General features: G+C 61.9%; 24 protein-coding genes. 18 read left to right on the forward strand and 6 right to left on the reverse strand.

Annotated elements, in window-relative coordinates; all coding sequences use genetic code 11:
* The first annotated feature begins 10 nt into the window (after positions 1-10).
* The 18 genes from ACFPIH_RS19780 (at position 11) to ACFPIH_RS19865 (ending at position 18,291) form a co-directional block, all read left to right on the forward strand.
* Positions 11-1,429, forward strand: coding sequence for a phage portal protein (locus tag ACFPIH_RS19780; protein ID WP_381173769.1), 1,419 nt, complete (start codon positions 11-13; stop codon positions 1,427-1,429).
* A 30-nt stretch (positions 1,430-1,459) separates the two neighbouring features.
* Complete coding sequence (locus ACFPIH_RS19785) at positions 1,460-2,017, forward strand: hypothetical protein (protein WP_381173767.1); 558 nt, start codon at positions 1,460-1,462, stop codon at positions 2,015-2,017.
* A gap of 64 nt (positions 2,018-2,081) precedes the next feature.
* Positions 2,082-3,173, forward strand: coding sequence for a phage major capsid protein (locus ACFPIH_RS19790; protein WP_381173766.1), 1,092 nt, complete (start codon positions 2,082-2,084; stop codon positions 3,171-3,173).
* Between the two features lie 129 nt (positions 3,174-3,302).
* Positions 3,303-3,776, forward strand: coding sequence for a phage gp6-like head-tail connector protein (locus ACFPIH_RS19795; RefSeq protein ID WP_381173764.1), 474 nt, complete (start codon positions 3,303-3,305; stop codon positions 3,774-3,776).
* Positions 3,760-4,089 carry a hypothetical protein gene (locus tag ACFPIH_RS19800; protein WP_381173762.1) on the forward strand — a complete coding sequence of 110 codons (330 nt, stop codon included), beginning with the start codon at positions 3,760-3,762 and terminating at the stop codon, positions 4,087-4,089. Before ACFPIH_RS19795 ends, ACFPIH_RS19800 begins: the two co-directional genes overlap by 17 nt.
* A 349-nt stretch (positions 4,090-4,438) precedes the next feature.
* Complete coding sequence (locus ACFPIH_RS19805) at positions 4,439-4,825, forward strand: hypothetical protein (RefSeq protein ID WP_381173760.1); 387 nt, start codon at positions 4,439-4,441, stop codon at positions 4,823-4,825.
* A gap of 61 nt (positions 4,826-4,886) precedes the next feature.
* Positions 4,887-5,474, forward strand: a complete 588-nt coding sequence (locus ACFPIH_RS19810; RefSeq protein WP_381173759.1) for a phage tail tube protein — start codon at positions 4,887-4,889, stop codon at positions 5,472-5,474.
* Positions 5,475-5,545: 71 nt separating this feature from the next.
* Complete coding sequence (locus ACFPIH_RS19815; RefSeq protein WP_381173757.1) at positions 5,546-5,860, forward strand: hypothetical protein; 315 nt, start codon at positions 5,546-5,548, stop codon at positions 5,858-5,860.
* Positions 5,860-6,276 carry a hypothetical protein gene (locus ACFPIH_RS19820; protein ID WP_381173755.1) on the forward strand — a complete coding sequence of 139 codons (417 nt, stop codon included), beginning with the start codon at positions 5,860-5,862 and terminating at the stop codon, positions 6,274-6,276. Before ACFPIH_RS19815 ends, ACFPIH_RS19820 begins: the two co-directional genes overlap by 1 nt.
* An 8-nt stretch (positions 6,277-6,284) precedes the next feature.
* Complete coding sequence (locus ACFPIH_RS19825; RefSeq protein ID WP_381173753.1) at positions 6,285-10,835, forward strand: transglycosylase SLT domain-containing protein; 4,551 nt, start codon at positions 6,285-6,287, stop codon at positions 10,833-10,835.
* A 204-nt stretch (positions 10,836-11,039) separates the two neighbouring features.
* Positions 11,040-11,840 (forward strand): phage tail domain-containing protein, encoded by an 801-nt coding sequence (locus ACFPIH_RS19830; RefSeq protein ID WP_381173751.1) that lies wholly within the window; start codon positions 11,040-11,042, stop codon positions 11,838-11,840.
* Positions 11,841-11,849: 9 nt separating this feature from the next.
* Positions 11,850-13,082, forward strand: a complete 1,233-nt coding sequence (locus ACFPIH_RS19835; RefSeq protein ID WP_381173749.1) for a siphovirus ReqiPepy6 Gp37-like family protein — start codon at positions 11,850-11,852, stop codon at positions 13,080-13,082.
* Positions 13,083-13,086: 4 nt separating this feature from the next.
* Positions 13,087-14,154 carry a hypothetical protein gene (locus ACFPIH_RS19840; protein ID WP_381173747.1) on the forward strand — a complete coding sequence of 356 codons (1,068 nt, stop codon included), beginning with the start codon at positions 13,087-13,089 and terminating at the stop codon, positions 14,152-14,154.
* 12 nt (positions 14,155-14,166) lie between these two features.
* Positions 14,167-15,696: a hypothetical protein gene (locus ACFPIH_RS19845; RefSeq protein ID WP_381173745.1), complete on the forward strand. Its 1,530-nt coding sequence runs from the start codon at positions 14,167-14,169 to the stop codon at positions 15,694-15,696.
* An 11-nt stretch (positions 15,697-15,707) separates the two neighbouring features.
* Positions 15,708-16,688 carry a hypothetical protein gene (locus ACFPIH_RS19850; protein ID WP_381173743.1) on the forward strand — a complete coding sequence of 327 codons (981 nt, stop codon included), beginning with the start codon at positions 15,708-15,710 and terminating at the stop codon, positions 16,686-16,688.
* Positions 16,689-16,818: 130 nt separating this feature from the next.
* On the forward strand, positions 16,819-17,040 hold the full coding sequence (locus ACFPIH_RS19855) for a hypothetical protein (protein ID WP_381173741.1): 222 nt from the start codon (positions 16,819-16,821) through the stop codon (positions 17,038-17,040).
* Positions 17,040-18,053, forward strand: coding sequence for a peptidoglycan-binding protein (locus ACFPIH_RS19860; RefSeq protein WP_381173739.1), 1,014 nt, complete (start codon positions 17,040-17,042; stop codon positions 18,051-18,053). Before ACFPIH_RS19855 ends, ACFPIH_RS19860 begins: the two co-directional genes overlap by 1 nt.
* A gap of 10 nt (positions 18,054-18,063) precedes the next feature.
* Positions 18,064-18,291, forward strand: coding sequence for a hypothetical protein (locus tag ACFPIH_RS19865; protein ID WP_381173736.1), 228 nt, complete (start codon positions 18,064-18,066; stop codon positions 18,289-18,291).
* Between the two features lie 277 nt (positions 18,292-18,568).
* Here ACFPIH_RS19865 and ACFPIH_RS19870 read toward each other — a convergent pair whose 3' ends face one another.
* The 6 genes from ACFPIH_RS19870 to ACFPIH_RS19895 all read right to left on the reverse strand — a co-directional run bounded on the left by ACFPIH_RS19870 (position 18,569) and on the right by ACFPIH_RS19895 (position 21,692).
* Positions 18,569-18,814 carry a hypothetical protein gene (locus ACFPIH_RS19870; protein WP_381173734.1) on the reverse strand — a complete coding sequence of 82 codons (246 nt, stop codon included), beginning with the start codon at positions 18,812-18,814 and terminating at the stop codon, positions 18,569-18,571.
* Entirely contained in the window at positions 18,811-18,999 is a 189-nt protein-coding gene (locus ACFPIH_RS19875; protein WP_381173732.1) for a hypothetical protein, read from the reverse strand. Before ACFPIH_RS19875 ends, ACFPIH_RS19870 begins: the two co-directional genes overlap by 4 nt.
* A gap of 250 nt (positions 19,000-19,249) precedes the next feature.
* Entirely contained in the window at positions 19,250-19,642 is a 393-nt protein-coding gene (locus tag ACFPIH_RS19880; protein ID WP_381173730.1) for a hypothetical protein, read from the reverse strand.
* A gap of 98 nt (positions 19,643-19,740) precedes the next feature.
* The gene (locus ACFPIH_RS19885) at positions 19,741-20,055 is read right to left on the reverse strand and encodes a hypothetical protein (RefSeq protein WP_381173728.1); all 315 of its coding nucleotides are present in this window, start codon (positions 20,053-20,055) and stop codon (positions 19,741-19,743) included.
* 509 nt (positions 20,056-20,564) lie between these two features.
* Entirely contained in the window at positions 20,565-20,930 is a 366-nt protein-coding gene (locus ACFPIH_RS19890) for a histone-like nucleoid-structuring protein Lsr2 (RefSeq protein ID WP_381173726.1), read from the reverse strand.
* Between the two features lie 498 nt (positions 20,931-21,428).
* Positions 21,429-21,692, reverse strand: coding sequence for a hypothetical protein (locus ACFPIH_RS19895; RefSeq protein WP_381173724.1), 264 nt, complete (start codon positions 21,690-21,692; stop codon positions 21,429-21,431).
* Positions 21,693-21,747 lie beyond the last annotated feature (55 nt).

Here is a 21,747-nt window from a genome sequence, read left to right on the forward strand (position 1 = left end):
AGGCCCGCCTATGATCGTTCCCCCAGGTAGCCATACCGCTTTCATCGGTAAACCCGAGACTCCTGAGCAGTGGCTCATGTACCTCTACGGAAAGGTTCCGGGCCCCGTTCACCAGTCGCAGGAGTTCTCTCGCTACTACGAGGGAGACCAGCAGAAGCTTGCTTTCTCTCAGATGCGCTACAAGGCCGCGTTTGCCAGCGTATTCCAGCAGTGGCGGGACAACTTTTGCGGGACCATCATCGACGCCACGAACGAGCGCCTTCACGTCGACAGCTTCCGGATTCCCGGAGAGGACGATGGAAAGGACGCCCGGCGGTTCTGGCAGCGCTCGTCCATGGATTCCTACTCGACATCCGTCCACCTTGAGTCCCTGATCACCGGGATCTCCTATGTGGTGGTCTGGGCCGACGCCAGAGGCGAGCCGACCATCACACCCGTGCCGGGTCACCGCATGGCCGTCTGCTACAAGCCGGGCTCCCTCTGGGAGCTGGAGGCAGCGGCCCGCTTCGAGGTGGACCCTTGGGGCCGGCAGCAGGTGACCTTGTGGACCGAAGAGTACGTCTACGAGGTCGCGTACGGTACGACCGAATGGGACAAGGGCGAGACCAAGCCCAATCCGCTGAAGACCGTTCCAGTGGTGCCTTTTGAGAACCGGTCCCGGCTCGACATGGAGCCGACTTCGGATCTGGTGAACTGCATTCCAATCCAGGATGCCATCAACAAGATCACCATGGATGCCCTCACGGCAAGTGAGATGGCTGCTTACCCCCAGCGATGGGTCACAGGGCTTGAGATTCAGGAAGACGAGAACGGCAACCCGCTTGCCCCGTTCAATGTCGGTCTTGACAAACTCCTTCAAGCCGAGGACCCCCAGTCTCGATTCGGGTCCTTCGAGCCCGCCAGTTTGGCGAACTATGTAGCCCTGGTCGATATGCTCGTCCAGCACCTGGCAACTGTATCCAGGGTCCCGAGTCATTATTTCTTGGTCAACTCCTCCAACACTCCCTCGGGCGAGGCCATCATTTCGGCGGAAGCCGGTCTAGTGGCCAAGGTCCGAGAGCGGATGCTTCATTTCGGTGAAGCCTGGGAGAGGGTCATCAGGCTTTGTTTCGCGGTGATGGGCGACAAGCGCCGAGACGCCTTCGAAATGGAGACGCGTTGGTGCGATCCTGAGTACCGCACTGAAGCCCAGCACATCGACGCGCTGCTGAAATTGAAGCAGCTCGACGTTCCCCTTGAGTTCCTGTGGGTCCAGGCGGGTTTCACCTCCGCCCAGATATCTGACTTCCGCGAAATGCGTAAGCAGGATGCGAAGGCACAGGCGGAGATTCAGAAGCTTCTCCCGCAGCCTGAGCCACAGGCCTCCATCAAGCCCCCTCAGGGCAACTCCGGCAATGCCAACCGGAAGATACATGAGGTTAAGCCGTGACCCGCCGAAATGGCATGGGTCCCTTCCGAAATGGAATCACGTATGACGACTCCGATTGATCCTGCCCAGCCTGTCACTCCTCCGTCTACCGAGGGAAATCCTCCTTCGACGGCTCCGATCACACCTCCTTCGACTTCCGACGTCGAGGCGCTTCAGGCAGAAGTCGAGAAGTGGAAGAACCTTTCCCGCACCAACGAGCGGCGTTGGAACGACAGCAGCGCGGAGCTTCAGCAGCTCCAGGCGAACCAGGAGGCCGCCGTGGAGGCCGCCCGCACCGAGGGCCGGACCTCTGTCCTTGGGGAGGTCTCCACTGAGCTGGTCACGGCAGAGCTTCAGCTCCAGGCCGTCAAGGCCGGTGCCGAACTCCCAGACCTGTCCTTCCTCGACCTGTCCCGGTTCAAGGGCGACAACGAGCGCCCCAACTCGGACACCGTAAAGGCCTTCGTCGAGTCTCTCCCCCAGACTTCCGCCGGTTCCGGCTTCCCTCACATCGCGGGCGCCGGCCACAACCGGGGCGGGAACGGAACCTTCAGCAGCTTGAATCCGAACGAACTCGCTGACTACATCTCCGGCGATTCTTTCCTCTAGACCTCCACCTCTTTCGCACAGCCCTCCATCTGGGGGGCTTTTTTTATGCCCTCTTGGAGGCTGAATGCCAACTCAGCATCACTTTAACCTTGACCCGGTTCAGGTCACTATTGCGGCTCTGGGCATTCTCGACCGGCAGCTCACCCTTGGTGGCATCCCTGCCCGGTACTCGGAACTCAACTTCACCGGCGGTGTGGGTGACGTCATCAACGTCAACCGGGAGAGCCGGGGTATTCCGGTCCAGGAGTCGGGTATTTCCTCGCCGATTACCAACCCGATCACGGGTGATAAGAACGTTTTCGCTGCGGCTTCCGACCGTCCGCTTCCGAGCGCCGACCGCCGCGCGCCAAACGGATTTGTCAACGAAACTCGGTTCCCCGTTCAGCTGACCACCTTGGCGCAGAATGCTACCGCCCTGGGGATGGAGCAGGTGGCTTTCGACCTCAAGCGCTTCGGTGCTCAGGTTCTCACGAAGCTTACCCGTGGCTTTGCCGAGTACTTCGATGACACGATCGCCGCCTTTATCAAGGCCAACATCAACCGATCCAGCCTTACGGCTGCGCAGAAGAACGCGGTTGGCGGTGACGTCGCAGTGTCCATACCGAAGGCTGACGGCACTTCGGCCAACCTCACTCAGCGGGCTCTCTCTATTCGCACCTCGCTGGTCGATGCCCGGATGGCTCTCGGCATTGCCGGAGTCCCCGTCTCTGAGCGTTACCTCATCTGCGGGCCAGAGGTCGAGGCGATCCTTCTCAAGGATCCCGAGTTCGTTGCCGTGGACTATTCGGGCGACACGAACGCCCTTCGTCGGGCGACCATCGGACGTATCTACACCTTCGATATCGTGCCGCACAACTCCTTTGGTCTGGAGATGTACGTCTTCCACAAGTCGGCAATGCTTCTCGCGTCGGCCTGCCCGGCCCTGCCGATGGGCGCGGTTACCGGCTCCGTTCAGAATATCAACGGAATCGCCACGCGAATGCTGGTCGACTACGACTACGGGAAGAAGATGGACACCATCGGCCTGGACACCATGTACGGTCTCGCGACCGTCAAGGAGGATCCCGATTACGCGGTTCGAGGGACAGTCATCGGCGAGAAGTTCATTCGCGGTCTGAAGATTTCCATCACGGAAACCGCTTCTTCCGGTAGCTGATTTCTCTGCCCTTTGGGGGGTCTAATGCCTCTGGCTACCATTGAGGATGTGGCCGTCCGTCTCGGGCAGCCCATCTCTCCGGATCAACTCTCTCGCGTCTCCGCCTTTCTTGATGACGTCACAGGTCTGATGGAGGACCACTGTGGGCGGGACCTGGACCGGCGCCTTGACCGGGCCCTAGAGGTGCTGGCGAACGGCAGCCGTTCCCTCCGGGTTCCCCCGCGCTATCAGACCTTCCTCTCCGTCTCGGCCGTCGAGGTCGACGGCCAGGCCGTGACCGGATGGGCCTTCAACGGCAGGCAGCTCACTCTTGACTCCCCCGCCGGCTGGCCGGTCGGCCCGGTCACCCTCTGGGCGTCCTGGGGCTTCCCGTCGCCTCCGGCTTCCCTCAGAGCCCTCGCTTGTAGTGAGGTCATACGCTGGCTTGCCCTCTCCCCCGGCATCCAGTCAGAGAAGGTCGGAGAGGTCGAGGTGACCTTCTCCGGCGCGTCGAGTACACAGACGCTCTCCGCCCTCACCAGGTCGGCCCTCAAGCCGTACCGACGGCGTGCGGTCGGAACTCTCTCCCTCCGGAGGGAGGGGCCGCATGGTTTCGGCTACTGACCCTGTCGAGGTCTGGCGCACGGCGGCCAGGAGCCGGAGCGCCTACACGTCCCGGCTGGACTGGGACCAGGCCGTCAAGGTGTGGGAGGGGCTCGGAGACGTCCAGCCGGACAGGTCTTACGAGTCGTACACCCCGTCCCGGGATATCTCTCAAGAGCGGCGCATCGTCTTCCTGCCCATCACGGCAGACGTCACCGAACAGGATCGACTTCTCATTGAGGGGCAGTTCTTTGAAGTGGACGGCAGGCCCGAGCGTCATACCAAGACTTCCCGCCGGCACATCCGCCTGATTGCCTGGCGGTCCTTGCGATGACAACGCCAAGGGTGAAGGTCACTCTTCGTAAGGGCTGGGAAAGAGAGGTCTACTCGTCCCTTGGCACGAGAGACCTGATCCGGCTGGCCGTGGCGCGGGTCGAGGCTTATGCCAAGGGCGATACCCCGCGACGCGGGACGGGACGCCGGACTTCATGGAACTCCATCCGCAATCAGATCGGCTCCGTAACCGCCATGGACAAGGACGGCTGGTACGGAGGCGTTTACACCGAGGCGAATGACCGGGCCCGGCACGCCATGCTTGTTGAGCGGGGATTCACAGACCGTTCCGGCCGGAGGCACCCCGGGCGCCGTTGGCTCAAGCGGGCTCTGCTGAAGGGGAGGACTGAGTGAAACTCGACCCTGTGGAAGTCCTGGTGCAATTCCTCAGAGAGCAGCCCGATATCCCCGCCGGCTCCCCCATCGGCGACATGACGGAACATCGGGCCGGTGAGACCTGCGTCTACCTAGAGCACTCGGGCGGTTATCGAGTAGTAAGGGACTCCGAGGACTGCGCGCACGTCGAGTACGACGTTTACGACCTGGACCGCAAGGCCTGTGTTGATCTGGCGTTCCTTGTCAGGGAAAAGCTTCTAGAGGACCTGCCCGGTAGGGCTGTTGCCGGTGCGCTCGTGCTCGACGTGGAGGACGTCGCCATCCCCTCCTACTACCCGGATGACTCCTCCCGAGAACACATGTACGGCGGAGAAGTCGCCGTCTTCTACACCTCCGCCTAATTTCTCCCTGATCCGCCCCCCCTCCACTTCTGGGGGGCTCTTTTATGCCCTAGGAGGCCCTATGGCCAATAACCCCAAAAAGATTCGCTTTGCCCCCAACGGGGCTATCTATATCGCCCCCGCACCTGTCCAGGGAGGTACCGGGGGCACTGTTCCGCCGATCGATCTGGGATCCACCCAGACAGCGCCGACCGGATACACGGCCGTCGGCTACGTCGACGAGGCAGGCGTAACACTGACACCCGCCCTTCAGACTCAGCCGGTAAACGCGTGGCAGAGCGCAGTGCCGGTTTTGTACAACGTCCAGTCTGCGTCGTTCTCCGTGAAGGCGACTTTGCAGGAGACCAACGAACTCACGACTGAGCTTTTCTGGGGTTCCGAGTGGGTTGAGACTTCCACCGGGTCCGGAGTTTTCAAGCTGGATCTTTCCAGCAACCCGGACCTCAGGGAAATCAGTCTCGTTGTCGACTGGAACCAGGACGCCATCCGGTACCGGTGCGTAATTCCGCGCGCCATGATTTCCGACCGCGGGGCCATCCAGCTCAACCGAACGGAAAACGGAAAGTACGAGCTGACGATTGAGGCCATGGATTTTGACGGATCTCTCGGCTACGTCCTCACGAACGACGACATTACCGATACACCGTAGGCAGTGCACCGAACCGGGGCGGGGCCGCAGCCCCCGGATCATTCCCTCTCACCCGTTCCTCAGGAGACCACATGACCGCTGAAAACACGCCTGCACGTAAAACAACCTCCCGCAAGCCTTCAGCCCCCAAGGCGGCCAAGGCCGAGGCGCTCAATGAAGAGATCTCGTTCGAGCATGCGGGCATCGAGTTCACGTTCCCTGCCGACCCCAAGAAGCTTCCTCTCACCCTCCTCATGACGGACGACGAGATCGAGGCGACTCGCATTGTTCTCGGTGAGCGACAGTTCACGGAATATCTGGCTACCAATCCGACGATTGAGGACTTCGGGATTCTCGTTGACAAGATGAGTGAGGCCCGCGGCCGGGAAGCCGGCTCGGGAAACTGATGGCAGTCGCCCGTGTCATCCGAGAATTCCACGACGAACTTGAAGCCGATCTACTGGAATTCTTCGGCGTCGATCTGCTCGACGTTTGGCGCGGGCGACTCTCTCTCCGCCGGGTAGGCGTTCTCATTGACTCACTCATGAGGAAGAACGGCCGAAGCGCCCTGCTGATGGCCATGGATGAGCGTTCTTCCTGGTCCGATACGGACTATCTCCTTGCTCGGGTCAGCGACGCCCTTGAGCTGTCCAACTTCCTGTTCATCAGGGCTCACGCCGATAAATCCGATGACCTTGAAATCCCGATTCCCATTGCCAGGCCCGGAGAGCCGGAGCCTGAGCCGCACCAGCCCGAGACGCAAAATGACTTCGCCACCGGCGAAGAACTGTCGAGCTTCCTCGGGCGGATGAATTCGCTTTAGGAGGCTCCATGGCGAGTGAACGCGGGCCTATCAAGGTCGGTTCAGGTTACGTCGAAATCGTCCCCAAAGTTCTGTCCAGGGACATGGCGGAACTTCGCGGGAAGATCACCTCTGAGCTTGGCAAGATCGGTGTAGCGGCTTCCAACGAAATGACCCAGGCCGTCAGCAAGGGCCTCGCCAGTCTCCCAGGGGAAGTCCAGAAGCAGGCCCGAAAGGCCAAGCAGGCTGTTGAGTCGGAAGCCAAGGACTCTGCCGAGACGATTGCAGAACTGGAAAGGTTCGTCACCAAGCAGTATGGCGAGCAGTCCAAGAAACGGCTTCAGGAACTCCGCGAGTTCTACGCCCGGTATGAGGGGATGACCGAGGAGGCATCCGCGACGACCCGTCAGGCCCTGCGGGAGACGGTCCGCCAGGAGGAGCGCGCTGCCAGGGACCGCGTCACGGCCGAGCGGGACCGGGTACGGCAGTCCGAGCGCCTGGCCCGCCAGCAGACCACCGATCAGCAGCGCGAGCTACAGCGGCAGACACAGGCGGCCCGTGAGGCAGCTCGGCAGCAGGCTGCCGCTCAACGGGCTGCGGTCCAGGCGCAGATAGCCGAGATCCGGGCTCAGGCGACCGTGCAGCGGCAGGCCATTCAGCAGCAGATCAGCGACCAGCAGAGAGCCATGCTCCAGCACCGCACGAGCATCCAGACCCTCCGCCGGTCGATTGCTGACGCCAATACGGCTCAGGCTTCCATGTTCAAGCGGACTCAGACCGGTCTCAAGAACATGGGCACTTGGTTTCACGAGCTTGGTACGAGCATCACCGAAGCCGGCAACCTCCTCGCAACCAAGTTCATTGCACCTCTGGCCATAGCGGGTACCGCCCTTACTGCTGTCGGTGTCACGAACGCAGATAAGCGCCTCCTCGGTCAGCTCGGTCTGACGTCTGCCGGCGTCTCCCAGAGCGAGTCTGCCAAGCAGATGAGCGCCATTCAGAAGTACGCCATCGACACCCCCTACAGCATTGACGTCATGCACGAGTACCAGATGCGTCTCATCCGCTCTGTAGCAGGTGCAGACAAGGACTGGTATTCGAAGAATCCTGTTACCCGCACTACTGCCGCGAACAAGGCGGCCGACAAGACAACCGACCTCATCATGTCCGTTGGTGACTCGATGGCGCGTGCGGGAAATCTCGACCCTGAGATGTTCCGCCGGGCCATGTACGCCGTGGACATGATTATGGACATGGACCGGGCTCCGACCCGGAGCCTTAAGCAGCTTGCGGCCGCATCCGGTATGCCTGCTTCTGAACTCGCTCACCTCCTCGGGTTCGAGAACTCTCAGGAGCTTTGGAAAGTTGTTGGTACTCCGGCAAATCAGGGTTCCAAGACCAAGAAGGCGGGCGTATCCGGCACCGAGATCATGAATGCCCTTCTCAACTACTGGAACCCTAGCGAGTACAGAGGTACCCAGACGGGTGACGGATCCCTCGGATTCGCTGAGAAGATGACCTCTGAGACTATCTCCGGTCGAATCCAGCAGATGAAAGAGCGGGCAACCTTCGAGCTGGGCAACATGTTCATCCGCGAAGGTGACAACGGGAAGTACGAATACACCGGGCTCGGCCGGAAACTGATGGGTCAGCAGGTCCCGGTCTATCAGCGTGACGAGAACGGTGAACTCACCGTCACCGGCTACCGCAATCAGGGCGGGCTGCTGAACCAGGTACAGGACGTAGCCAAGAAGTACGCTCCCGACGTTGAGAAGTTCCTCAGCGAATTCCTGGATGCGGTCTCCCGTTTCGTTTCGGTGATTGATCAGGTCATTGGGTGGGTCAAGGAATCCGGTCTGGACAGGCTTGCTCTGGCAGTCGGCAATTTCCTGGTCCAGTGGGGTCCGCTGATCGTGGCTGTCGGCCTGGTCAGCAAGCTCCTCGGGAAGGTGCTGAAGGTCGGTGGTGCTGCTCTTGCTCCTGCGAGAGCCGCCGGCCGTGGCGTCCTCAACGCCCGTGACGGCATTCAGGACATCCGCTCTCAGCGCCAGGCCCGGACCGCTGCGCAGGAAGCAGCTCGGGGCCGTGGAGCCTCTGACCGGGAGGTGCAGCAGGCGGGCCGGGACGCCTACCGCGCTCAGCGGACCGAGAATCGTGGGGGCGACAGCCGCTCCAACGGCCGCCGGATGGCTGACGCCGTCTTCGGCCGGGACGGTGCCGATACGAGCGCTCAGCGGGATGCGATACGGGACCTTGAGGACCAGATCACCGAGGCCCGGCAGGAGTCGGCTCGTCTCCGTGACGAACTCCGGGGCGTCAACAACGAGAGCATGCGGCAGATCGCTGCGGCTCTCAGCGGCAGCAGCAACAACGCGGTTACCGGTGCGGCCAGTCAGGCCCAGCAGGGCCTACAGCAGGCTCAGCAGCAGGCCACCCGCCTCAACGCGGCGACCCTTTCCGGGCTCGACCAGGAACTCACCAGGACCAAGGAGAAGGCGGAGTCCCTCGCCAAGGGGCTCCGGGAGGCCGGAACCGAGGCCAAGACCCTGGACAGCCGCAAGCTGGGCTCGCTGCGGGCTCAGCAGGTCGAGACGACCACCAAGCGGGTGGGCGACCTCAAGAAGGGCGTGAGCGACGCTGAGAAAGCCGTCCAGGCCCTCAACGGGACCACGCTTACCGGCCTGCGCAACGACTTCAAGGAGACGTCCTCGGCGGCGGACGGCACGACTGGGGCCGTCAAGGACGTGTCCAGCGCCGTCGAAAGGCTCAAGGTCAAGTCCCTCAAGGCACTGCGGGAGCAGTTCAAGGGGGTCGAGGACGCCGCCCGCGCGGCCTACCAGATCGTCGGCCAGGGCACGGGTGCCGGGTCCCTGGCCGGTCGTGTCGGGCTCCTCAACGGGCGCTCTCTGTCCAAGGTGACCCGTGCGGTTGAGGGCCTCAGGGGCGGGCTGAAGAAGGCCCGTGACGAAGGTGACGGCCTGGACGGTGCGCTTGACCGCATCGGCAAGAAGTCGCCGGGAGGTTCCTCCTCGGGAGGCAAGAAGAGCAAGAAGGCTCGCGGCGGTGTCGCCAAGGCGTCTGAGCCTTCCTACGCGGGAGTCATGCCGGGCTACCAGCCTTGGGCAGACAAGATCCCCACTCTTCTTACTCCTGGTGAGGCGGTACTTCGTCCAGAGGTCACGCACGCCCTTGGCGAAGAGCGGATCAACGCATGGAATGCCCTTGCAGTCCGGGGCAAGATTTCTCGCCACGCTCGTGGTACCAGTGGGGGTGGAAAGTTTGATCTCGACCAGCTCAAGGAGCTGATTGAGCTTCAGACCATTACGCCTATCGGCACTGCCATGCTGAAGACAATGCAGCTCGACGGCTCCTCTGACCCATTGGGGGGAAGCACTCAGGGCGGCATTCTGCGGACGGGCGACGTGTCCGCCGGCTTCGGTGGCTCCATTGCGGCCGACAAGTTCAAGGGGATGTACGACTGGTTCACTGGGGACATTTACACCTTCGCCAAGAAGGTGCCGTCTTTCATCGGCCAGATTGCCGGTATTCTCGGCGGCGCTCTCTCGCCTGTCCTCGGAGACTACTTCTGGTCGGACGTCTGGAAGGGGCAGGGGAACATTGTCGACCGAGGGAAGGATTACCTAGGTGACGTCTTCTCGACGAAGACACTCTCTGCCGTCTGGGACAACCTGTTTGGTGGCGTAAGGGATTCCCTCGGCGCCATCTGGGACACCGTTACCAATCCGGTCGATGCCTTCTCGGGAGCCTTCTCCGATCTGGGTGACATCGTCTCCGGTTCGTACAACAACCTGATTGGAATGATCGAGACAGTCAAGGAGATCAAGGATTCTCCACTGAGCTATGCGGGCCGTGTGGCCGAAGGCTTCATGGACGACGCACAGGCGGCAATGCCGAACCTGACCGGTCTCTTTGATTTCGACAAGGGTTCAAAGGTCAACGCCGATATCCCTGACTTCGGCGCAAGCATGCAGACGCCAACGGGCAAGGGTGTTCAGCGGTGGGCACCTATTGCCGCTCAGGCTCTCGGCATGCTCGGCCTCCCCGGAACGGCGCTCAACACAGTGCTCGGCCGGATTCAACTGGAGTCCGGTGGTAACCCAGTGGCCGTCAACAGAACGGATATCAATTGGCGGAACGGCACGCCGAGTGTCGGACTCATGCAGGTAATCGGTCCGACCTACAAGGCGTATTCCGGGATGTTCAAAGACACCGGGCCCTTCATGTACGGCACTTCCACGAACGCACTCGCCAACATCTATGCGGGATTGAACTACGCCAGAAACCGTTACGGCTCCAACTGGCAGAGCGTTCTTGCCGGAAACAAGGGATACGCAACTGGCGCCGCTTCCGCTTCTCCTGGGCTTGCCCTGGTGGGCGAGAAGGGGCGCGAGTTGGTGATGTTCGGGGGCGGTGAGCGCGTCTTCGACAACCGGGACACCGAAGGGATTCTCAACGGCCGCAAGTACGAAATCCACGTGCATGAGGCTCGCACCGAGCCGACGCCCCAGGCAGTGATGAGGGCACTCCAGACCGCTGAGGCTCTCTATACGACCCTGTAAGGAGGCAACATGCCCATCCCGGTTCCAGCACGGGCAATTCCGCCCGTGGCCTCCAACCCGCCTCCGCCGGCACCAGTCAAGTGGGGTCGGACGAGCCTATCTGTGGTTGGGAACAACGGTGAGGGAGAGCCAATCTCCCTCACCGGTTTCCGGGATCATGGTTGGCCGTCCATCATCTTGCAGCCGGGAGCTACCGGCCTGGACATGCCGCCATTCGCGCTCTTTTCCGACGACTCTCCGAACCTGGACGGCTCGATATACCGTTCCGCCCGTGCCTCGGCGCGAGAGGTCGTGATTCCCGTCTATCTCTACGGCATTGACCGGACAACGGTTAACCAGATCAAGCGCAAGCTATTCCAGAACCTCAATCCCAAGCGCGGCTACTGTCTCCTCAGGTTCACCGAGGGAGACAACCGAAGCCGCATACTCCAGGCTTACTACAAGGGCGGCATGGAGGGATCAGAGTCCACGGACACGGCCGGTTTCACCTGGGCTAAATATGGGCTGTCATTCACCTGTATGGATCCCTGGTTCTACCCGGACCGGCCGGAGTCCGTACGGTGGGATTTCGGTTCCGGTGAGCCGCTGCTGAGTACTTCTCAGGCATTTTTCCCGATGCGGATCAGTGCCGGAGTAATGGGTACTGGTTCAGGCCTCACAATCTCCAATCCCGGAGATATCGAAGCATGGCCGACCTGGCAACTGCACGGCCCCATCAAGAATTTTACTCTGACGAGCCCTTACGGGCAGACCGTGAAGGCCTCGGCTCCTGCTGACGGCTCGGACCTTGTTCCGACGGGACGAGTCCTCACCATCGACACACGGCCGGGACACAAAACTGTGAAAGATGACCTGGACGCCAATTACTGGTCCAGGCTCGACACCGCTCCCGAATTCTGGAGCATCGATCCAGGAGAGTCGACCGCATCAGTAAGCGTCGTCACCGGTGCCGGAAAGGCCGCAGTCGCCCTCTCTTTCTTCCCCCGGTACGCGTCTTTCATCTAAGGGGGAGCCGTGGGCTATCGCGTCGAGGTGTTCGACAGGAACATGAAGCGCATTGGAGAGATCGACCAGTGGCTGTCTCTGAACTTCACTGTCCGTCTCCGCCAAGAAGGAGCCTGGCAGATCCTTATCAAGGACGGCACGCCTCAGGCTGAACTCATCCAGAAAGGCGGGGGTGTCATCATCTGGCAAGACGGCGTCGACAGGCCCGTTCTCAGCGGCCCCGTGGACACCTATCAGAAGTATTGGACCAAGCTCCAGCACACGGGCCCGGGAAGTCTCTACATCGCCGGTAAATGCCACAACACCCTTGCCTACCGGCGTCTCGCATTCCCCGATCCCTCCAAGTCCGTCACGAATCAGTATCAGAGCCGTCTCTACTCCCGTCCAGTCCGCGAAACCAACGCTGGCCGCGCCATCTACAACGAGGTCTACACGGCTCTTGGTCCTGGTGCCCTGGCCGATCGACGGATCGGAAATGTCAACCTCGTTGACTCAGGAGCCGGGTCGGCGATTGGGGACACACTTCGGTTCGACGTCATCGGCACCAAATTCGAAGAGTGGTGCGAGGAACACAACGTGGCCTACCGGTTCATCTACAACCCTGCCACGCAGAAGATCGACCTTGAGATCTTCGAGCCCAGAGATCTTTCCAAGACCGTACGGTTCAGTCCCGAGCTGGGAAACCTTCGGGAATACATCTGGACCCTTCAGGCTCCGAAGGTTACCCGGGTCATCGTCGGTGCGGCCGGCGAGCAGCGTGACCGCTATTACTACCAGAAGATTGATGCCACCGCGGAAGCCGAATGGGGAATGCAGGTCGAGCAGTTCCTAGACCGTCGGGACATTCAATTGAAGGTGGACCTCACCACTGGTGAGGCGGTCAAGGCAGACGACTCAATGACCGCCGATGACGTCGAGGCCGCCCACCAGGCCGTCACGGATGCCGCTGACGGTGCTTTCACCGAGGGAGGCGGAGACGGCAACTTTCAGATTTATCCCATCGACACGGAAACGTGCGCCTTCGGGAAGCACTACTACGTAGGCGACAAAGTGACAGTCGCGGTCGACGGCACCGAGTACACAGACATTGTGCGCGAGGTCGTCATTTCGGTGGACGACGCCGGCAGCACACAGGACGTCGCTCCGAAAATCGGGCAGCAGGGAACGGGAGAGCCCCTGAATCTCTACCGGACCGTGAGCGAGATGCAAAAGAAACTGCGCCGACTCGAAGCGAGGATGTGAACCCATGCCCGAACTCAGTTTTCCTTTCGACGCGGACAATACCGATGGCGGCTCCAAGGTGGTCTCTCAGACACAGTGGCAAGCCATGGCCGCCAACTGGGGAGGTGACCGCGTCGACTACGCACTCACCAACACCTCATACACCGCTGCGGCACTCCCCTTTGCCCCAACGATCAGCGGCAGGAACATCACCCTCTCCGACGGATCCGCGTGGGTTGGTGGCTTCTATTACAAGCTCAGCGGCACCAAGACACTGGCCATTGCGTCCAACTCCAGCACGAAGGCTCGGAAGGATCTCGTCATCCTTCGGGCCGACATGGCCAAGTCTGCGGTCAACATGGTCGTCCTCCAGGGAACTGGAGCCACGACACCGGTAGCTCCTCCGCTTACCCGAACACCTGGTGGCGTATGGGAAATGGCGCTGCACGAGGTCGAGGTGCCAGCCAACGGCGGAAGCATCGTGACAGTTTCCCGTCGGGCTCCACACCCCGTCCCAGGATCAGTCTCCTACCCCTGGAACCAGGGCGACAGCGCCGCATTGATGCCCCGTGGCACGTTCAGTTACGACCTGGACAGCAACGGCGGAGGAGTCCAGCTAGAGGCCTACAACGGTCGTGACGGCTGGGTCAGGACCAGGGACTTCGGCAAGTCCCGCACCTACACCCCGAGCACGCTTTACGTCAGCGCTCTGCCGGCAGCCAACCGGCGGGGCCGTTGGCGCTGGGTTTCTCCGAACGTCTTTTGGTTCTCGATCACCGTTGTGAACGATTTCGAGGACCAGGGGGCGGGAGTTACCGGGTCAAATACGGTGGCCGCCGTAACCCTCCCCGCGGCCTGCAATCCGAGAATGTTCCAGACGACTCACGGGATGCTGCGGAACCCCTACGAAAGCGGGGGCCTGCCAAACGCCATGGCCATTACCGGCGTTACGCAGCCGGGTACTTCGACGCTCTACTTGTACACACAGAACTACAACACCCTTTCCCAAGGTCTCGACGGACTCCGGCAGTTCCCGGCACGTTCCACCTTCCTCATTACCGGCAGTTTTGAGGCGAATGAATTCAACGAATAAGGCGGTTACCTCATGGCTCGTAATCAGTATGGCGGGACTGCCGCTGACGTCGCGGAGGACGTGACCGGCGCCCGTGTGCCCGGCGCAATGGGAACTGTCTGGGACGGCCCGGGATCCGGAGCCAATCAGCTCACAGATCTGACCGACATGGACGGCAACGCCATGGGCCAGCTCGTTGCGGACGACCAAGGCATGATCCCCGCCTTCCTTGGGCCCGATGAGGCGGAAGTCCTCTGGGTCGACTTCGGTGGGGGCCGAGTCGCCATCACCCCGGTAGACGTGGGCAGTCGGCTCCGGAATCACGTTGAGAACCTCACACCCGACGCGCACGGGGACCGTGCCTATGCCAATGCCACGTTCGTGAAGCTCGTGGATGCCGCGTGGCTCGTCACACCGAACGGCAGGGCGACAGGTAAGGGTGTTTACGTTCCCCGCCAGTGGGGCGAGTTCTGGCGACCGGCGCGAGCAGCTGCCAGGGCGGGCACGGGTAAGGCCAGGATCGCAGTCATCGGCGGATCCAGCGCCGTCGGCTTCTACGCGTCGAACCTCGTGACCAGGTCCTGGCCGGGTGTCGTGGCCACTGCTCTTCAGGCTGACAACGGGGACGGCGGTTCGGGGTTTGTCTCCGCGCTCTTCAGCGCGACCGGCATTCAGGGCAACGACGCTGCGGCGGTCAACCAGTGGAACACCAGCGGTGGGCTCGCCTCCCAGACCGGTACATGGGCCATCGGCGGTCTCCAGGCCGGTCCGGGCTGGGGCTACCTCTACACCTCGACCACCGGCAGTTCAATGACCTGGACCGTCCGGGGCAGCACACTGACCGTCTACACCCTCGGGGGCGACGGGGGCCGGGCGCCCTGGGCGTACTCCATCGACGGAGGCCCCGACGTCGTGGTGACCGACTCGACCACGACAGGGCTCACGGTCCTCAGGACGACTGTCCCCGGGCTCTCCGCCGGCACCCACACCGTACGGGTGAGGCACACCGGTACAGGCTCGCAGTACCTCTCTGTCTGCGGCGTCTCTGCCGAAAACAATTCGGGCGTCGTGCTGAACAACTTCGGCAAGAAGAACGCCAATGCCAGCCAGTACCTCCCTGTGGGCAAGGTCGGTTGGAATGGCGGAACCAACTACCCAGCGGACATCCTGATCTACGGCATAAGCCCCCAGGACGTCATTGATGGCGTTGCCGTGGACACCTGGGCATCCCAGGTTCGACAGCACCTTTCCCAGGTGAAAGACGGCGGTTCGAACGTCGGGACAACGGACGTTGTCTTTGTCCTCCCGCACATCGGGCGGGCGGACACGCAGGGCCATCGCTTCCAGGATTTCACAGACCGAACTTATGCACTGGCGAGCACATTTGAAGCCGCGGTAGTCGACATATGGAATCTCGGGCGCAATTCCTGGAACTTCTTCAACTCTCTCGGGTACTGGGGAAACCCGTCGGCTCCCGGCACGGCGGGAACTGATGACGCCCTGCTTTCCGATGCAGGCCACTCCTACATGGCGGGAGTTCTCGCCTCGCTCCTGAACAGCTAAGAGGAGGCCTCATGGCAACCAATAATCAAGTGGCCCAGGTAATCGCCGTGGCCAAATCTCAAGTCGGTGTCCGAGAGGGATACGCTGAAGGCGGCTGGACCAACATTACCCGGTATGCCACCGAAGTTCCCGGACTCGCCTGGGCCCAGGGAATGAGCTGGTGTGCCATCTTCACGTCATGGGTAGCAACGCGCTCCGGTACAGCACCTCTATTCCCTCGCACTGCGGACTGCTCTGCTGCGGTAGCGTGGTTTACGAATGCAGGCCGCTGGTCCTGGTTTCCCGCCCTCGGGGCTCAAGTCATGTATGGCTCTTCAGGCCAGGACCACACCGGAATCGTCATCGCATACGACCCAACTTTCATTTGGGCTGTAGAAGCCAACACAAGCGATAACGGCTCCACCGAGGGCGACGGTGTCTATATCCGCAAGCGTCGTCGCTCGGACTCTATTGTTTACGGATATGGCCTGCCCGCGTATGCCGAGGGCATTTACACCTCCGACCCCGCCAAGAACGGCGTGAGCGGCTACATCTACCAAGCCGCTCACGCAGGCCCCGGTCCCGCTGAACTCACGGCCGGTGTCGTAGCTGTGCAAAACTTCGTAGCGGACACCGCAACCATTACCGGCCCCCTTCATGCGGGCCGAGCCTTCATCCAACAGAACGACGGCTCCACCATTGCCCTTGAGGTGGTGGGCTTCACCGGGACTGGCCCCCAACTCGTCCTCGTGAAAGACCCAGACGGCATCGCACGCTTCGAAATCTCAGCGTCCGGAGCAATCACTCACCGAGGAGTCTCAACGTTCTCTCAGGCCGTACAGATCGGATCCGCCACAGCTGACGTAGGCGGGGGCGCCGGCGTGCTGGGACTCAAGAACGCAGCCACGATCCCGACGTCCAACCCGACCGGTGGAGGGGTCCTCTACCCCGAGAACGGCGCCCTCAAATGGAGAGGCCCCAACGGCACCGTTACCACCATCGCTCCCGCATAAGCAGCAGACCTCTCCATAGGCGGCCCAGACACCTGGGCCGCCTTTCTGCTGCCCTATCGGAGGTCTAATGAACCCTTCTCAAATCTTCTCCTACTCAGGGCCTCTAGCCACTTTCATCGCGGCTGCTGTCGTGATCCTCGCAGCCTTCCGGACCAATACCGCGCGAGTCTGGAAAGAAGAGGCCGAGGCCCAGAAGGCCCGTGCTGAGCGCCTTGAGAACGACCTCAAGGAAATCAAGTTGCGCCTGACGCATATTGAGCGGGATAACGCCCGCCTGGTGCAGCTCCTCACTTCTCTCGACCCCGCAAGTCTGGCGCTTATCCGCCGGACCCCCAACCCCACGGAGGAATAATGGCGACTACTTGGATTTCTGGCGCCGAGCGTCTCGGAGACGGCTCTATCGGCGGAGCCATGGACAAGCCCGATGCCCCTGCCCGCGTTGTCTGGCACACAACCGAGTCCGGGCACGGCAACGCGGCTTTCGATAGCGTCGCGGACTACCTGATCCAGAAGGCTGCCGAGCCGCACATTCTCTATGACCCAGTCACTGACAGAATCGGGCAGTACGGTTCTTTCGCTGAGTCGGCTCGTGCTCTCAAGAATGACGGTTCGACCCGTACCAACAGGGTCGGCAGGGCCTGTATCCAGATTGAGGTTCTGGCCCGAGCCGGCGACCCCTTTACGGCCTACTGGAGGCCTGGCAAGAATTTCAAGGCTCTCATGGCGGCCATTCGTTCCTGGGGTATCCTCGACGAATTCCCCATGGGCACTCCCGCTAAGACCGCTTCTGCGGCCAAGCGGGACCGGAACAAGTGGCTCACCAAGGGCGGCCACTACGGGCATTGCAACACGCCCGGAAACGATCACTGGGACCCTGGCGCGATCGACGTGAAGGCCCTGTTTGCTGCGGCCCCCGCCTCCGGCGGATCGAACGGGGGCGCCTCGACGTCGCCCAGCTCGGCCGCGTACACCGTCAAGGCCGGTGACACGCTGTCCAGCATCGGCGTCAAGACCGGCGTTGCCTGGAAGACCATCGCGACCCTCAACGGCATCAAGTCGCCGTACACCATCACGGTTGGTCAGAAGCTCAAGCTCAAGGCGACCGCCACGACTACCCGCCCGAGCGTCCCCGCCTTCCCCGGCGCCGGCTACTTCCGTCCGGGCGCCAAGAACTCCTACGTCACTCAGCTCGGTCAGCAACTCGTGAAGCGGGGCTACGGCCGGTACTACCAGGAGGGCCCAGGACCAACCTGGACTGCTGCTGACCGCGCCGCCGTTCGAGCCTTCCAGCACGCTCAGGGCTGGACCGGTACGGATGCCGACGGCTACCCGGGGCCGCTGACCTGGAAAAAGCTTTTCAGCTAAGGGGGACCACATGACCGACTTCATTTCCAAGCACGGTGTACGTGTCTATGCCATCCTCGCGGCCCTGGTGCCAGCGCTCGTGCTGATCTGGCCGAACCTTCCGTGGGAAGCGCTCGTGTCCGCGTCTGCGGCCCTCCTGGGCGTCGGTGTGGCCGCAGCCTCACACGAGGACGCCAAGACCCTCAGAGCCCTGTACGAGGACAGCCCCTTTGCGGATGAGGTCCAGGGACTCGAATAGTCCCCCAACGTCTTAGGCGGAGCGGTCCGTCTAAAGTGAGAGAGAAAACAGAAAAGCCCCCTGCCAATGGCAGGGGGCTTTTCGTCGTTTACAGCTCCGATTTACAGACCTCGTTCAGGGCGTCGCGGATCTGTTCTGCCCTGGCTGAGTCCGTGTACTTGTGTGCATCTCTCTCGGCCCCTTGGGGAGTTACCGCAATGACGACGTAATGATTCCCAAGCTCTTCACTCCACCGCTCGGCCATCCTGTAAGATTCAACCTGGGCCATATGCTCTCTCTACGAAAGGTAAGTGTCTACAGGTCGCAACCCGGCAAGCTGCTCAATCTCCTTGTCCACCGACTGACCGAGCTGCACCATGGCCTGAATCAGCAGAGAGAACGCTTTCGAGTCGATCCCGTGGAGTTCTCTCAGAGTCGGAGGCATGTTGCCCTCCGAGACCTCTTCGAGTCGTTCCCACGCTTCCGCAAGTTGCTTCTGGACTTCTTCCCTGGAGCGGATGACAACGTACTGCCCATCGCTCATTGCCCAACCTCCTTGTCCCGGAGCGCGTTCAGGAGACCCGCCACCTCGTCAGCAGCGGGCCTCTCGGTGTGCTTGTACTCCCCGATGACCAGCCCTCCGCTTCCGCCGTTCGGCCTCTTGATGACGCGCCAGCCACCGGCCGCCGGCTTGGCCTCGACCTCATACCGGTGAGATGCCCCCTCCATCACTCGCCCTCCTCGTTCACGGCCTGGTGAGCCCTGACACGGCGGACCCCTTCCCAGCCGGTCAGGCCGACCGGCTGACTCACGGCCCCCTGGACGGCCCCCACGATGCGGGCCCACCTGGAAGCCTCCCACGGTTCGGCTTCCTCCTGGCGGACTTGGAGAGCGAGACTCAGAGCCCCCATGTCCTCTTCTGTGAGCCCCCGCAGGGTCCAGCTCGACGCCGGACCCTCGGAAACCTGCTGCTCGCCGGTCACTGAGCCTTCCTCAGGTAGTCGCTCTCTCCATCCGGGCCGCACAACAGGACCTGGTCACGACCCCGAGTGCCGACCACCACAGTCCAGGGCTCCGCCAAGCCACCACTGGGCCAAACCCCGGTAACGACGCCCAGTCTCCAGTGGTCGTCTCCAGATTGAAGCTCGACCTTGTCCCCGGACTTGAACGGCGCCCCGTCCGCCTTCAGAGACTCCGCGTGCCACCGGTTGTCCGAGTCCCGGTAAACCCGGCCGGAAGCGCCCTTGAAACCGGTCTGCCCCCAACCACGAGTTGAGAGTGCCCGAAGCGGCTTTTCTCCAAGCTCCTCAAGTTTCGCCAGAGCTAGGAACGCCGCAAGATACGCCCGGCTCACTTCCTGTTCATGGATCACTCAAAAACTCGCCTTCTGGTACGGCTGGAGCGTGCGCCCCGGGTATCCGGCCCGAATCTTCTTCGTATCGCTATCGCAGGAGTCTCCGCACTTGCAGTTCATACGGGGCTCTCCTTGTCTTTCTCGTCCAGGTCGATTGCCTTAAGGAAGCGTGAGCGGTGCTCCTTGATGAGCTTCTCCGCCTGCTCCTCAGTCTCAACTTCGTTGTATTCGTCGGACAGCAGGATAATAACTGCCGACTTGCGGAAGCCTTCCAACTGAGCGTTGAGAAGCCGCTTAGCGGGGCGGGCAAGATCCCTGCTGCGGTACTCTAGGCCGCTCATGGTTCCGAGTACGCGAATGTAGGCCTTCGGGAAACCGGATTCCGAAAGCTCTTGCCTCAGATAATGCCGCTCCTGCGATACACCGTTCACATTCTTCCCTCCCTATGAAAACAGCCCCCTCCCCTTGTGGGGGAAGGGGCCGTTTGATGCTCCTGATTTGGTGTTACCGGAGCCGGCACACACTCTGTGTGCCGCTCTCGAAGTACGCCCAGAACTCCTCATCGGAGCCCTCAGGGGACTCGAACCGCCACCGAACGTTCCTGCCCGCCTGGAGCCCGTCCCCGGCTGTCAGCGACTCAATGGCATGACTCACTGACGCAGCGAGGCCACACCAATCGCACGGGCACGCGCCACACCGGCACTGCTCGGCGTCCGGGCAATGCGTCTCGCAGCTCTCCCGGTAGAACGCCGCTTGCAGCCTCAGAACAGCGCCCAGGGCTGCGGATGCCTCACCCTGGTCGGCAAAGCACTGCGGCCCTACCTCCGGCTCACATCCGGGCGCGCTGTGCCCGACGTGTATATGCATGGACCTGTCTCCCAAACAGACGACGCCCACTCCCCTCGGAAGGGAGTGGGCGCCCTGGCCGCTCTGCTGCTGGCTACGCAGTCGCCTTCGCGTACGCCTCACGGATGTGCTCGGGGACGCGGCCCCGGTCGTTGACCTCGAAACCGTTCTCCTTCGCCCACGCCCGGATCTGGGCGGTGTTCTGGCCGCCTCCGGCCGACGCGCTACCCGTACCGCTCCCGGTCGCCCTGGTGGACACGTGCCCCGGCTTCCGGCCCGGACCACCGGCCGTCTTCCGCCCCTTGGTCACGTACGGCTCCAGGAGCTTGCGCAGTTCGTCGGCGTTCGCGTGGCTGAGGTCGATCTCATACGTCTTGCCGTCGAGGCCGAACGTCACGTTCTCGTCTGCTTCTCCGCCGCTGAGGTCGTCAATGAGGAGAACCTGAACCTTCTGAGCCATTCTTTCCCACTTCCTAGTAACTGTGATTGCGGCGTATGCCGTCATGAGATCACACAGAGACGACGTTCGATACCTGCTTTCCCGAACGCCTGACTTGCATGCTGTGTGAAGTTGGTCAGAACTCTTGGGGGCGGTGCGTGTCTCGGTCAGATGCGATGACCGCCCACTTCCGGCAGAGCTGGGAGTATCGACCCTGTATGAGACGGGGTCCGACCGGCTGTGTCTGCGGCATCCCCGAGGGGGCCGGATGCCTCCGGCCCCCGTTTAACCGAGAGGTCACCTCAGTTGCCGTCTTCCGAGGTCTCACCGGACTTCGCCGGCTCGGTCAAGGCAGGCGAGACCGGACGGTCGCGATAACGCTCCTGCTGCCGTTGGTGACGGTCGGCCGCGATCCCGTGGTGTGCTTCACAACGGGTGATCGTGTACCGCGCGTCAGCGGCGGACGGCCGGGCTGTTATCGCGCCCGAGCACTTGCCCTCAAGGGCGTGCAGGCATCCCTCATAATTCATTGCTCACCACCTTCCAACGGGTCTTGAGGGCTTCGAGTTGTTCGGCACGAGCCGTGTTTTCGCCGATCACCTGAAGTTGGGTGTTTCCCCAGTAGCTGTCGACGTGTGCCCCGGAGCCGTCCAGGTTCAGGACGACTCCGTACACGGCCCCCTCGTACCAGAGGTCAACGATCCTGCTGAATGCCGTGTCGTAGGGCATTTCATGCAGGTGCAGCCGTCCAGGCAAAGCGGCCTTGCGGAGAATCTCGTCCACCGCCTCACGCGGCAGCTCAAGAGTCCTTTGCGTAGCCGTGCTTCCCTCAGGAAAT

The organism is Streptomyces vulcanius, from assembly GCF_042653945.1.
GTDB lineage: Bacteria > Actinomycetota > Actinomycetes > Streptomycetales > Streptomycetaceae > Streptomyces > Streptomyces mangrovi.

Excerpts from the sequence above, each read along its gene's own strand:
- ACFPIH_RS19785 (WP_381173767.1), top strand. The coding sequence starts at position 1,460 with ATGGAATCACGTATGACGACTCCGATTGATCCTGCCCAGCCTGTCACT.
- ACFPIH_RS19875 (WP_381173732.1), bottom strand. The coding sequence starts at position 18,999 with ATGGAGGGGGCATCTCACCGGTATGAGGTCGAGGCCAAGCCGGCGGCC.
- ACFPIH_RS19845 (WP_381173745.1), top strand. The coding sequence starts at position 14,167 with ATGGCTCGTAATCAGTATGGCGGGACTGCCGCTGACGTCGCGGAGGAC.
- ACFPIH_RS19815 (WP_381173757.1), top strand. The coding sequence starts at position 5,546 with ATGACCGCTGAAAACACGCCTGCACGTAAAACAACCTCCCGCAAGCCT.
- ACFPIH_RS19865 (WP_381173736.1), top strand. The coding sequence starts at position 18,064 with ATGACCGACTTCATTTCCAAGCACGGTGTACGTGTCTATGCCATCCTC.
- ACFPIH_RS19810 (WP_381173759.1), top strand. The coding sequence starts at position 4,887 with ATGGCCAATAACCCCAAAAAGATTCGCTTTGCCCCCAACGGGGCTATC.
- ACFPIH_RS19820 (WP_381173755.1), top strand. The coding sequence starts at position 5,860 with ATGGCAGTCGCCCGTGTCATCCGAGAATTCCACGACGAACTTGAAGCC.
- ACFPIH_RS19780 (WP_381173769.1), top strand. The coding sequence starts at position 11 with ATGATCGTTCCCCCAGGTAGCCATACCGCTTTCATCGGTAAACCCGAG.
- ACFPIH_RS19825 (WP_381173753.1), top strand. The coding sequence starts at position 6,285 with ATGGCGAGTGAACGCGGGCCTATCAAGGTCGGTTCAGGTTACGTCGAA.
- ACFPIH_RS19790 (WP_381173766.1), top strand. The coding sequence starts at position 2,082 with ATGCCAACTCAGCATCACTTTAACCTTGACCCGGTTCAGGTCACTATT.
- ACFPIH_RS19850 (WP_381173743.1), top strand. The coding sequence starts at position 15,708 with ATGGCAACCAATAATCAAGTGGCCCAGGTAATCGCCGTGGCCAAATCT.
- ACFPIH_RS19890 (WP_381173726.1), bottom strand. The coding sequence starts at position 20,930 with ATGGCTCAGAAGGTTCAGGTTCTCCTCATTGACGACCTCAGCGGCGGA.
- ACFPIH_RS19795 (WP_381173764.1), top strand. The coding sequence starts at position 3,303 with ATGGAGGACCACTGTGGGCGGGACCTGGACCGGCGCCTTGACCGGGCC.
- ACFPIH_RS19840 (WP_381173747.1), top strand. The coding sequence starts at position 13,087 with ATGCCCGAACTCAGTTTTCCTTTCGACGCGGACAATACCGATGGCGGC.
- ACFPIH_RS19870 (WP_381173734.1), bottom strand. The coding sequence starts at position 18,814 with ATGAGCGATGGGCAGTACGTTGTCATCCGCTCCAGGGAAGAAGTCCAG.
- ACFPIH_RS19860 (WP_381173739.1), top strand. The coding sequence starts at position 17,040 with ATGGCGACTACTTGGATTTCTGGCGCCGAGCGTCTCGGAGACGGCTCT.
- ACFPIH_RS19830 (WP_381173751.1), top strand. The coding sequence starts at position 11,040 with ATGCCGCCATTCGCGCTCTTTTCCGACGACTCTCCGAACCTGGACGGC.
- ACFPIH_RS19800 (WP_381173762.1), top strand. The coding sequence starts at position 3,760 with ATGGTTTCGGCTACTGACCCTGTCGAGGTCTGGCGCACGGCGGCCAGG.